This window comes from Alphaproteobacteria bacterium (assembly GCA_040905865.1).
Lineage (GTDB): Bacteria > Pseudomonadota > Alphaproteobacteria > UBA8366.
Genome location: JBBDQU010000015.1, coordinates 1 through 10691 on the forward strand (window position 1 = coordinate 1; position 10691 = coordinate 10691).

At 62.9% G+C, this 10691-nt stretch carries 13 protein-coding genes; 8 read left to right on the forward strand and 5 right to left on the reverse strand.

Annotation, left to right across the window (positions count from 1 at the left end; all coding sequences use genetic code 11):
* Positions 1 to 161: 161 nt before the first annotated feature.
* Positions 162 to 773 (reverse strand): terminase small subunit, encoded by a 612-nt coding sequence (locus WD767_03745; protein MEX2615189.1) that lies wholly within the window; start codon positions 771 to 773, stop codon positions 162 to 164.
* Positions 774 to 1068: 295 nt separating this feature from the next.
* Here WD767_03745 and WD767_03750 point away from each other — a divergent pair, with 295 nt between their 5' ends.
* From WD767_03750 to WD767_03775, 6 genes are all read left to right on the forward strand, one after another.
* Entirely contained in the window at positions 1069 to 2343 is a 1275-nt protein-coding gene (locus tag WD767_03750; GenBank protein MEX2615190.1) for a hypothetical protein, read from the forward strand.
* Between the two features lie 149 nt (positions 2344 to 2492).
* Complete coding sequence (locus tag WD767_03755) at positions 2493 to 3035, forward strand: hypothetical protein (protein MEX2615191.1); 543 nt, start codon at positions 2493 to 2495, stop codon at positions 3033 to 3035.
* Positions 3036 to 3197: 162 nt separating this feature from the next.
* Positions 3198 to 3821 (forward strand): exopolysaccharide biosynthesis protein, encoded by a 624-nt coding sequence (locus WD767_03760; GenBank protein ID MEX2615192.1) that lies wholly within the window; start codon positions 3198 to 3200, stop codon positions 3819 to 3821.
* Positions 3822 to 4004: 183 nt separating this feature from the next.
* The gene (locus WD767_03765) at positions 4005 to 4442 is read left to right on the forward strand and encodes a septal ring lytic transglycosylase RlpA family protein (GenBank protein MEX2615193.1); all 438 of its coding nucleotides are present in this window, start codon (positions 4005 to 4007) and stop codon (positions 4440 to 4442) included.
* Positions 4443 to 4580: 138 nt separating this feature from the next.
* Positions 4581 to 4952, forward strand: a complete 372-nt coding sequence (locus WD767_03770) for a PRC-barrel domain-containing protein (GenBank protein MEX2615194.1) — start codon at positions 4581 to 4583, stop codon at positions 4950 to 4952.
* Between the two features lie 85 nt (positions 4953 to 5037).
* Positions 5038 to 5226: a DUF3008 family protein gene (locus tag WD767_03775; GenBank protein MEX2615195.1), complete on the forward strand. Its 189-nt coding sequence runs from the start codon at positions 5038 to 5040 to the stop codon at positions 5224 to 5226.
* Between the two features lie 49 nt (positions 5227 to 5275).
* Here WD767_03775 and WD767_03780 read toward each other — a convergent pair whose 3' ends face one another.
* Positions 5276 to 6133 carry a sulfotransferase family protein gene (locus WD767_03780; protein MEX2615196.1) on the reverse strand — a complete coding sequence of 286 codons (858 nt, stop codon included), beginning with the start codon at positions 6131 to 6133 and terminating at the stop codon, positions 5276 to 5278.
* 104 nt (positions 6134 to 6237) lie between these two features.
* Positions 6238 to 7206, reverse strand: coding sequence for a D-2-hydroxyacid dehydrogenase (locus WD767_03785; GenBank protein MEX2615197.1), 969 nt, complete (start codon positions 7204 to 7206; stop codon positions 6238 to 6240).
* Between the two features lie 173 nt (positions 7207 to 7379).
* Between WD767_03785 and WD767_03790 the strand changes: the two genes are divergently transcribed.
* On the forward strand, positions 7380 to 7760 hold the full coding sequence (locus tag WD767_03790) for a hypothetical protein (protein MEX2615198.1): 381 nt from the start codon (positions 7380 to 7382) through the stop codon (positions 7758 to 7760).
* 6 nt (positions 7761 to 7766) lie between these two features.
* Here the strand turns inward: WD767_03790 and WD767_03795 are convergent, their stop codons facing one another.
* On the reverse strand, positions 7767 to 9014 hold the full coding sequence (locus tag WD767_03795; protein ID MEX2615199.1) for a cation:proton antiporter: 1248 nt from the start codon (positions 9012 to 9014) through the stop codon (positions 7767 to 7769).
* Positions 9015 to 9543: 529 nt separating this feature from the next.
* On the opposite strand from WD767_03795, the gene WD767_03800 reads away from it, so the two are divergent.
* The gene (locus tag WD767_03800) at positions 9544 to 10203 is read left to right on the forward strand and encodes a lytic transglycosylase domain-containing protein (GenBank protein ID MEX2615200.1); all 660 of its coding nucleotides are present in this window, start codon (positions 9544 to 9546) and stop codon (positions 10201 to 10203) included.
* A 112-nt stretch (positions 10204 to 10315) separates the two neighbouring features.
* On the opposite strand, the gene WD767_03805 is transcribed toward WD767_03800, so the two are convergent.
* The gene (locus WD767_03805; protein ID MEX2615201.1) at positions 10316 to 10510 is read right to left on the reverse strand and encodes a hypothetical protein; all 195 of its coding nucleotides are present in this window, start codon (positions 10508 to 10510) and stop codon (positions 10316 to 10318) included.
* Between the last annotated feature and the right edge of the window lie 181 nt (positions 10511 to 10691).

A 10691-nucleotide genomic window follows, 5' to 3' on the forward strand; every position in this document is an offset into this window, starting at 1 on the left:
GAATCACGCCAACGGAAACACGTAAACAGCGTTAACCTGAGTTCGGGGCCCTGGCGCGGGCCCGTCGCGGCGTGCGCCGGATGACTCGCCGCCGCCGGAAAAATATTGCGGCGATTAACATCGCTTAACATTTGTTAACATCACGCCGCGCTTTCGCCGCGTTACCCGCCGGGCAGGGTGACGCGCGCGGTCAGGGTGTCCGGCGGGAAGGGCAACGGGTCCCGCACCGACGGAAAAGTTTCAAATGATCGGCTTTTGTTGGCTTTTATTGGCAATCCGGGGGCCATGCCGGGCGGCATTTCCCGCGCGCGGGCGGCATCCGGCGCGGGCGGACGGGCCGGGGATGGCGCGGCGGGCATGGCCGGGGCTCCGCCGAACGCCGTGACCTCCGGCGGCAGGCTCGCCTCCAGCGCCGCCAGCATCGCGTCGATATCCGGTGTTGCAGCAGCGGGTGCCGGGCGGGCCGCCTTCCGCCACGCCGGGATTGTCTCGGAGACCTTCAGCTGCATCGCCACGGCGCGCAGCGCGGTGTTCAACTGATTCTGCTCCAGCGCCAGCTCGTAGATGGATTGCAGCCGCGCCAGCACCGCGTTGGAATCCGCCACCTGCCGGGCCGCGATCCGCGCCTGGATAGCCGGCCGCGCCAGCAACCGGCAGGCCTGCCCCGCCGCATTATCCGCTTCGTACCCCGCCGCGATGGCGGCGGCGCTGCCGACCGGCCGGCGGACATATTCCCGGCAGAACAATTCATGCCGCTCATTCGGCCTGCTCATATTCCCGATCTCCGTTAAAAAGAGAAAACAGGAATTATATACTAATAAGGGTAATTAGTCAATATCGCTTAAATACGAATAAATTCTTATTTTGCTTGACTATGCCTAATTTTTTCTCTAGATTGCAATAATCAGCCGGCGTAATGGGCCTCTGGCGATTATTGGCCGGGCTATTGTCGCGCGTCAGCGGCGCCGCCGGGCTGAATTTCAGAAAAATCCAAAATCATCAACGCCGCACGGCTGCGTCCTTCGGGATTCGGCCGTCGCGGCGTATTTTTTATGGAGAACGCCTGACATGTCGAAACGAATCCGACCGGCGGCCGAAATCCGCCGCCGCAACCGCCTTGAATCCCAAACCGCAAATCGCGGTGATGTCGAAAAGAACCCGAAGCGCCCGCGCCAACCCCCCGTCTCCCTTCCGGAGGGAGAAGATTTCGACGCCGGCGACACACTTCTGCGCCAGGCCGGTTACGAATACACGCCCGACCCGATGGGCCGTCTCGACCGCGGCGTCTGGACCGGCCGCGACGGCCGGCCGCTGACGTCGGTCGCGCGCGACCGCATCCTGCAGGCCGGAAGACGCGCGAACCGCCCGGATCGCGGGCGGGCGACGATCCCATTCAGCGATCTGTCGCCCGAGGACCGGGAAATACTGGATGACCGCCCCGGTACACGCCGCCCGGAAGAGGAAACGGACGTCGCCGTCGCGCCGCTGGCCATTCCGGCAGCTGCCCTCCTTACACGATTTTTGCCGCCTGCAATCGCTGCCTATCGCGCGTTGCAATTGTTGCCGCCACCTGCAGGCAAGGTCCCGGGTCTACCGGAAACCCGCGACGGCGCGCCAAGGGATGCGCTGTCACCGCGCGTCATGACCGATCCGCTACCGCCGACGCCGCCCTTCCCGAGCGATCCGCCCGAAGGTCTGGACGGCGGGAGATATGAGACACCGGCCGACAAGGTAGAGGGCAGCGTCCTGGTCACTCCGATCCCGCCGGGGCTACGTCCGGAAGACACCGTGACCATTTTCCCCGATCAGTCCGATCTGTTTGTCAGAAATTTCTATGAAAGCCGTCGAGGGAGCGCCGAAACTCAATTGGGCGAGGTAGATTTGCGCGAGGAAATCGATGATGCCGTCATCGAATTGGAGATGGGGGAGGACATTAAGCATTGGGCAGGGGCGAAAGATAGCAAGGGCAACCAGATGCCGCAGAATTACATGAAACCGAGGGACCGCGGCAGGGTTGGAGGTTCCTACCCCGATCTCGCGTATGAGAGCAAAAAAACCGGTCGAAAATTATACATCAACACTGTCGATACCCGGGCAGACGGCTCTCCGACCATACGCGAAGACGGCGGTGCAGTACGCATAACGATTAATGGTGAAACCGGCGATCTTCTCGTGACTGTGCCAAAGGCACCGCCCGGGAAAAGAATCGACCGAAAAGCATTTCGCAAATTTATCATTCCCATCTTAAAGGAACTTAACGAACCCAAACCCGACGTCGATCTACGTGAATACAATGCGAAGAATAAAATCTGGTACAGATTTGACCCCAAGAAGCACAATTAGCTGACTGACTAATTATTGCATAAGTTTCCGTTTTGTTCTAACATTGTTGCATGATACGTGGAGACACCCTCTTTCGTTTCCGACTCATCGCATTGAACGAGCGCGATGAGCGGGCATTCAGTCGGGCGCTTGTGGAGAAATTTCCACGAATGCGATTCCTGAGAAACGATTATTGGAAAATGAACACGAGTGAAGGGCGCGTTCGTAAACGTGGCACGAACGAACTGGAAATCGAGTATTATGATTCCCTGGCCGACGGATTCATAGTGAGAGGCTGGATCGAGCCTGATCGCTGGAAACCGGTTTGGCGCGGACCGAACAGAGAGGGCGTCTACACGATCACGAATCCACCGAGACTCGGGTTTCGATATGTTTCCGGTGGTTTTCCGCACTCCGGACCTAAAACGAGCTTCAGGGGGGGCAGCCTGGATGGCGGCTATCGGCGTGGCGACAAAGAACACCTCAGGTTCCTCAACGCTGTAATCCGTCTATCTGCGAAGTTCACCTCCAACACGCATGATTTTCATGTCAGCCGCGAAGACAGATGGAATCGCGACGAATGGTCGATGCTGTGGATCGGGCACGACCTGCTGCGTTGGGCCTCCGAAGACGATTCGCGCAGGATCGACGGTAATGCCCGGCCGGCGACGAGCTGGACCATGCCGGACCTGCCGCGCTGGTACGACGAATAGGCGGGCGCGCCGTCTGCATGCAGCGACAGGCGGCGCGGCTTGCGCCGTAACCGGGATCCCGTAATTTTCATTCCCCGCCATGATAAAGATCGCTTGACGAGTGCGAACTCGCGTCGCCATGTGACGTGAGCTCAAAACAGGGTGTTTGGAGATAAAACGGCTGTGCCGGATAATGTTTGTCACGATGCGGGGCCCGCGAAGACATCGGATCTGATCAGAAGCATTTCACACGATATCCACACCGAAACGATATCGGTCGACGCGATCGTGAACAAGCTGGGCCGGCGGTCGTATGGCGGGTTGTTCATCCTGCTTGCCGGCGTTGGTATCGTGCCCGGGATGTCCCTGTTCGGCGGGCTGGCGATGATCATACCGGCAATTCAGTTGCTGTTGGGCTTTGAGGCGCCGGTTCTTCCCGGATTTATCCGGCGGCGGGCGCTTCACACCGCGAAAGTCATACAGGTGATTGAAAGGGTTGTTCCCTGGATCGAGCGGGTTGAGAAATTCGTGCGGCCGCGGTGGCCCGCCCTGACCGTACCGCCCCTGCCGAATGTGACGGGGGTCGTTATTCTCGGGCTTGCCTGCGTCATCATGCTGCCGTTGCCGTTCAGCAACATGCCGCCGGCAATCGCGGTGATTTTCCTGGCTTTGGGCATGCTTGAAAGGGACGGCGCCGCGATTGCCGCCGGTCTGGCGGTATCCGTTTTTGCGTTCGTGACCGGCGTCGTTGTTGTAAAGGCGTCGCTGCACACGCTGCTGCCTGTCATTCATGGTTTTTTCGACTGAGGCAGATAACCGTGTTACAGCGCATTGTTTTTTAAGGGGAACCGTCCCCGCCGCATTCGCGTTCATCCGCCATCGGGCCGCCGCTGCGCAACGGTCAGGGCGATGCAGGCGCGGCGAGGCGGATGGGGCGATAGCGACGACATGCCGGTTCGAAACAGGTTTCCTTCGAGAGGCGTTCGGGCCTTGTGGTGCGCCGTGCTGGCGCTCCTTGCCGCATCGGGGTGCGCGCGGGTCGAGCCCGTGGAACAGCGGATTCCCGCAGCGCCCGAACAACAGGCCGCCCCCGAAACGCCGCCGGAACCGCGTTGCGCCGCCGCGCGGCGCCCGGTGGAGCAGGGCGCGGCCTCATGGTACGGCGAGACGCACCACGGCCGCCGCACGGCCAGCGGCGCGGCCTTCGACATGAACGGAATGACCGCCGCCCACCGCACCCTGCCGTTCGGCACCAGGATCCGGGTGACGCATGCGGGCACCGGCCGGTCGGTCGTGCTGACGGTGACGGACCGGGGCCCCTTTGTCGAGGGCCGGATCGTCGATGTTTCGCGGCAGGCGGCGCGCGAACTGGGTTTCGAGCAGGACGGAGTGGCGCCGGTGCGCCTCGCGGTGACCGGCCCCTGTTGACCGGCGGCACGGCCGCATGGCGTCCCGGCGCACGGACACTTCTTTGACACCACATTTCGCGCCGCCCCCGCGAAACCTTCGCCGCCGCGTCCGCGTTAACCATGTATCTGCCAACAATGAACGAGATGGAGGAACGAGATGCTGGATGAAGACATTCGCGAAACGCACGACCTCATCGCCAGCGACAAGGTTGAGGGCACCAGGGTTTACAGCAACGACGGGGACGAGATCGGCAAGATCGAGCGGCTGGTGCTGGAGAAGCGCGGCGGCCGGGTGTCCTACGCGGAATTGAGCTTCGGCGGCTTCCTGGGCATCGGCGAGGAGCGCTATCCACTGCCATGGGCCAAGCTGCATTATGACACGGAACTGGGCGGCTATCGCGCGGACGTCACCGAGGAGCAGGTGAAGGGCGCGCCGAATTACACCAATTACGACGATTACGACTGGTCGCCCGAAGGCGGCCGGCGCATCTACGACTACTACGGCGTGCCGCCGTACTGGACCGTATGAAATCGGCCAACCGGATGCCCGCCCGGCCCCGCGTACGGACCGCGGCGCCGGACGGGCGCTCTTTGTGACGGGAGAACGAGCAATCATGCCAGCAAAATCGAAAGCGCAGCAGAAGGCCGCCGGCGCGGCGCTGTCCGCAAAGCGCGGCGAGGCGAAGGTTTCCGAACTGCGGGGCACCGCGCAGGACATGTATGAGAGCATGACCGAGGACGAACTGGCGGAACTGGCGTCCACGAAACGCGACGACCTGCCGGAATACGCTGACCGCGACTGATTCGGGGAACGGTGACGGATATCCGGCGGGTGCCGAACGCCGCGCGATTCTAGGTGAGGGTGAGGTCTGTTTTCGCTTGCCACTCTGCGTCGAGTCGATCCAGTAATGCGGTGCAGGCCTCGCGGATTGCCGGGTCGATATCGAGTTCCTGCCTTTTGCGCACCCGGCCCCGGTTTGGCAGTGCGATCATGCGGGGCGTGGCCGGCAGATCGAGGAAGCCGGCGATACGTCTGACGGTTGCCGCATTCTCATCGACCAGATTGTCGAACCGTAACAGCATCACGCGCGGGTCGCGGTCGAATTGCTTTTCAAAGAACAGGCTATTGCGAATGAACCAGAACAGGGCATTCGCCGAAAAATTGTTCAGGTCCGGTCGGTAGAGCGCCCGGACCCGCGCCAGTGTACCCTCGGAAATACCGTCCGTCCGCCATTTGCCGTCGGCGGGGTTGGCGACGATTTGGTCGATGCGATTACGCCCGTTTGGCCAGCTTGCCACGATTGAGCGGACAACATCGTTGAAGTGCCGGTATACGAAAAGCCCGCGTGCATCCTCGAAACGGTCAAGAAACTCCGTCAGGCGGTCGGATTCCAGAAGGCATTTGATAACGAAGAATGGCGGGCGCGATTTCGCAATCAGGGCATCTATGACACTCTCGGGTCGGAGCGCGTAAGTGTCAAAGGAACGCGAATCGGTTTCATGATAGACGTCGGTAAGATCGCTCTGTTCCAGCATGTTCAGAACGAGATTCGTCCCGGATCTCTGGCACCCCGCGACATACACGATCCGCTTTGCCTCCGGCTGGCCGCGCGAATAGCGCAATGTCTGGCCCAGGGATTTGCGCCTCAGGAAGATCGCGCGCTTGATCCGTCGAATGGTGCCAATGTCATCCTGGCCGGTGCTGTTCATTCCGTTCACTCACGGGACCAATGCGAAACGCAATACAATATTTCAGAGATTCGCCCGCCTATCCAGTCCGGGAACCAGGAGCGGCCCGGATCGGCCGCGCCGCCTCAGACCACCTGATTATGCAGCGGTTCCCGGCCCTTCGACAGGCGGTCGAGGTTTTCGAGCAGGATGTCGATGACATTGTCCTCGTACTGCCGGGTCTCGCCGCCCGTATGCGGGGTGAGCATGACGTTTTCCAGTCCCCAGAGCGGGGAATCCGCTGCGAGCGGCTCGGCGGCGGTCACGTCGATGCCCGCGCCGGCGATGGCGTTGCGTTGCATCGCATCGATCAGCGCCGCCTCGTCGACGCAGCCGCCTCTTGCGACATTGATCAGCCAGGCCGAGGGCTTCATCGCCGCCAGCGCGGCGCCGTCGATCACGTTGCGGGTTTCCGGGGTCAGCGGGCAGGTGAGCGCCACCACGTCGGCGCGCGGCAGCAGCGCCTGCAGCGCCAGGGACGGGTGCAGTTCGTCCACATGCTCGACCGGCGCGGATATATCCCGCTTCAGCCCGATCACATGCATGTCGAAGGCTTTCGCCAGCCGCGCCAGCCTGCCGCCGATCTTGCCCAGGCCGAAGATCAGCATGGTCTTGCCGGGCAGTTCGTCCTCGCGCTTCGTCAGGTCGGAGATCATGCCGCGCCAGTGCGCCCGGTGCTGGTTGTCGCGCCCGGTGTGGATCTGCCGGGTCAGCGCCAGGGTGAGGGCCATGGCGTGGTCGCTGACCGCGTTGACGTTCACGCCGCTGCCATTGGCCAGCCGCACGGATTTCGCGCGCAGGGCCTCCTGGTCGAACTGGTCGTAGCCCGCGCCGCAGACCTGGATGAAGCGCAGCCGGTCCGCGCCGGGCAGCATGTCGTTCTTCCAGACGCCGGAGATGACGAGGATTTCGGCCTCGCCCATCCGCGCCCGCGTGTCTTCCGGCGTCCAGGTCTGGAAATGCCGGATCCCCGTGTTGCGCTTCTCGAACAGGGCGGAAAGCTGATAGGCGGAATGGGCGAAATGGATCGTGGCGTCGGCGGTCTTCAGGGTCATGGCGGGGCTCCTTGCGGGCGGGACGGGGATGCATTGTGCGATACCGCCGCGCCGCCGTCACCCTTTCGCGCATCCGGGGGGCAGGAATCCGGTCCGGTCAGCGCCGGTTGAATCGTGTTGTCGTGAATCGTGTTATACTGACGCCGTCACAGACCCTACGCGGAACCGCGGCGATGGCATTCAGCGATACCCTTATCCTCGTCAACATGGCCGGGCTGATCGCGCTCGGCGTCTACTTCTGGATCCAGATCCGCGCCGCCAAACAGGAGGTGCTGGACGTGGTGCACCGGGACCTGGCGGAGGTGCGCCGCCAGATCCGCCAGACCCTGAAACACGCCAGCCGCCAGGACGACGCCATCGGCGACAACCACGAGAAACTCATGATCCTCGAGGTGAACCTGGTGAGCATGCAGGACGAGATGGAGAAGATCGGCCGGCGGCTCGACAAGCTGGCCCACAACCTCGCCTTCGGCACCCCGGTCGAACTCGACCCCGACAATGACAGCAGCAGCGAACCGGCGCCGGATTCGGAAAAGCGGCACCTGTTCGAGTAGATCAGATCATGATTGCTGCTTCGACACGAACCGGTCGAGCAGAAAACCCGTCGTGCCATGGATCACCGCCGAGGCGAATATCGTGAAGGCGACAAGCGCCCAGATCGGTCGTTCGTTGATCAGCTCCACATGGCCCGACGCATAGGCGATGTAGTAGATTGAGCCGACGCCGCGCACACCGAAAAAGCCGACGATCCAGCGGTCTCCGGATACAAGGCCGGTTCCCATCAGCGACAGCCAGCCGACCAGGGGGCGGATGACCAGCAGCAGGCTGAATCCGATCACCGAGTGGCGCCAGTCGAGCGCCGGCCACAACGCCGGCAACGTGCTTCCGACGAGGACCAGCAGGATCGCCGTCAGGGCGTGTTCGATGGATTCGCTGAAATCGAACAGGCGGCGATGAAAGCGATGCTGCTTCTGGACCCGGCGGCAGGCGAGCCCCGCTGTAAAGGCGCCGATGAAGCCGTAGCCCTCGGCCAGTTCGACGATCCCGTAGCAAAGCAGCACCGCCGCCAGGGCGATCACGCCCGGCCCGCTTTTCCCGATGGCGCGGCTGCCCCATGTCGAGAAAAGCGTGACCCCCAGAAGCCAGCCCACCGCGGCGCCGAGGCCCGCCCCGACGGCGATCCGATAGAGAACATCGCGCCAGAGCCACTCGGCCAGCCAGACAGACGGATCGGCGCCGTATGCCGCGATCAGCAGGCCGAGATGGACGAAGGGAAAGGCGAGCCCGTCATTCAGGCCCGCTTCCGCGGTGAGGGTGAAACGCACCGGATGTTCGTTGCTTTCCTGCGGCGGGCCGACCTGCACATCGCCGGCCAGCACCGGGTCGGTCGGCGCGAGCACCGCGCCGAGCAGCACGGCCCCGGCCACCGTCATCCCGGCCAGTCCCCAGGCGAGGCCGCCGACGGCCGCGACGGTGAGGGGCATCGCGATCAGCAGAAGGCGCAGCGTGGGCGACCAGAGGCGATAGTCGCCGAGGTTGTCGATGCGAAGGCCGGTCGCGAACAGGACGACGATCAGCACGATCTCGCTGAGCATCTCCCACAGGAGCGGCGAAGCGGTGGGATCGAGCGCGTCCATCCCCGGCAGGAAGATATAGGTGACCAGCCCCACGATCATCAGGAGCGCCGGGGACGAGACGGCGCGCGGGATCACCAGGCGCGGCAGCCAATAGGCGGAAAAGATGGCGGCGCCCGTGGCGGCCATCAGGATGTGATAGGCGGAAAGCCCAAAGAAGTCGCCGGATTCCATGACAGATCGCAGTCTTTCAAAAGGTCGGCGCCGGTTCCAGCGTCATTTTCGTGGCCGGCCGGAAGTCTCCGGCGTTGCCGATCTGTTCCGCCGTACCGGTCCGCCGCTTCATCCCGCCCTGGCGCGACAACGGACACACCCTCTTTGTAAACGAAAACGATGATGCGAAGTAAACGAAAACGACGATGCGAACAGCCGCCAGTTCGAGGCCAATACCAGCGCGCCGCCCTTTCTTCCCTTCCTGCCGAATCCCGCGCAGGCATTATCGACGGACCGCGCCTATTCCGGTTCCGTCCGGAAGTTTGGAGACAACGGCAGGCGTCTTGATGGGCAGGGACCTGCCTCGTCGAATTTTGGAACAAGAAGCGCTGCGCGTCGTTACCTCCATCAGGTATGGCGGCAAACCCGCCGGAAAGAGACCAAAAGGGAATCATCTCAGTTCACAGAAAAAGGGGAGGCCGCAACGGTGGTGACAGGTATTGCACGTCTGGTTGTCCCTGCGCTGTCAGGGGTGGGAGCGCTGGTGTATTTGAGTAACGCAACGCCGGCGGCGGCGACCGGAGAGCATGCCGGATTTGCAGCATTGCCGCCCACGCCGGTCGTGAAGGCGCTGCCGGGAACGTCAACCTGGCGCCGTGGCACGGTGATCCGGCGCGATGACGGACAGATCGCCTTTCTACCCGGGCCACCGGAACCTCGGCTCGGCGCGGAGCCCGCCGTCTTCCGCGTTCCGGGGAAGGGCGCAGCAGTGCGCCCGCCCGACGAAATTATCGCTTTGGTGCATCGACTGGCGCCGCGTTACGGCCTCGCGCCGAAACTGGTGCTGGCGGTAATCGAAACGGAATCGGCGTTCAGCACGGACGCAGTCTCGTCCAGGGGCGCCGTCGGCCTGATGCAGCTGATCCCGGCAACGGCGCGCCGCTTCGGAGTCAGGAATAGTCGCGACGCGGAGCAGAACCTGCGCGGCGGCATGGCCTACCTGCGCTGGCTGCTCTCCTATTTCCGCGGCGACCTGCGCCTGGCCCTGGCCGGCTACAATGCCGGCGAAGGGGCGGTCAGGCGCGTCGGCGGCGTACCGAACTATACGGAAACACGCAACTACGTGCGCCGCATCCTGACCCGCTACGGCCAAAAGACTCATCCCTTCGATAGCGGCCTGACGCCGGGAGCGCCTTTCCTGATGAAATAGGCACGAGCCAGCCGAAGCGACCCTGCCACAGGTGCCCCGTCCTGCGGTTGCGCGCGAACCGGTCACCCCTCCCTCAGCGCCGGCAGGGCCGCCTTGGCCATCGCCAGCAGGTTCATGTCGCCGCCGCGCCGTCCGACGAACTGCACGCCGATCGGCAGGCCCTTCGGGCCGGTATAGACCGGCAGGTGACCGCCGGGACATGGGTCCAGCTTGCCAGGATGTTGAAACAGGGGTCGCCGGTGAAGGACAGGCCCTCGGGCGCCTCGTCCGGGGCGCTGGGGGTCAGCAGCACGTCGTAATCCGCCATTGCATCGGCCAGCCAGGCGCGGCAGGCGGAGTCAGGTCTTGTTTTGTGCGAAATGAAGTGCTTGTCTTAAACCCTTGGGTGTCACTGAATTTATCGAATAATCGGAAACCTTGTTATGCACAAAACAAGACCTGAGCTACCCCGGGTTTGACGGACACCTTAGAAAGGGGACACTCCCCGA

Bases quoted from the DNA above. Each gene is read 5' to 3' on its own strand.
- WD767_03745 (MEX2615189.1), bottom strand. From the start codon at position 773: ATGAGCAGGCCGAATGAGCGGCATGAATTGTTCTGCCGGGAATATGTC.
- WD767_03750 (MEX2615190.1), top strand. From the start codon at position 1,069: ATGTCGAAACGAATCCGACCGGCGGCCGAAATCCGCCGCCGCAACCGC.
- WD767_03755 (MEX2615191.1), top strand. From the start codon at position 2,493: ATGCGATTCCTGAGAAACGATTATTGGAAAATGAACACGAGTGAAGGG.
- WD767_03770 (MEX2615194.1), top strand. From the start codon at position 4,581: ATGCTGGATGAAGACATTCGCGAAACGCACGACCTCATCGCCAGCGAC.
- WD767_03775 (MEX2615195.1), top strand. From the start codon at position 5,038: ATGCCAGCAAAATCGAAAGCGCAGCAGAAGGCCGCCGGCGCGGCGCTG.
- WD767_03780 (MEX2615196.1), bottom strand. From the start codon at position 6,133: ATGAACAGCACCGGCCAGGATGACATTGGCACCATTCGACGGATCAAG.
- WD767_03785 (MEX2615197.1), bottom strand. From the start codon at position 7,206: ATGACCCTGAAGACCGCCGACGCCACGATCCATTTCGCCCATTCCGCC.
- WD767_03790 (MEX2615198.1), top strand. From the start codon at position 7,380: ATGGCATTCAGCGATACCCTTATCCTCGTCAACATGGCCGGGCTGATC.
- WD767_03795 (MEX2615199.1), bottom strand. From the start codon at position 9,014: ATGGAATCCGGCGACTTCTTTGGGCTTTCCGCCTATCACATCCTGATG.
- WD767_03805 (MEX2615201.1), bottom strand. From the start codon at position 10,510: ATGGCGGATTACGACGTGCTGCTGACCCCCAGCGCCCCGGACGAGGCG.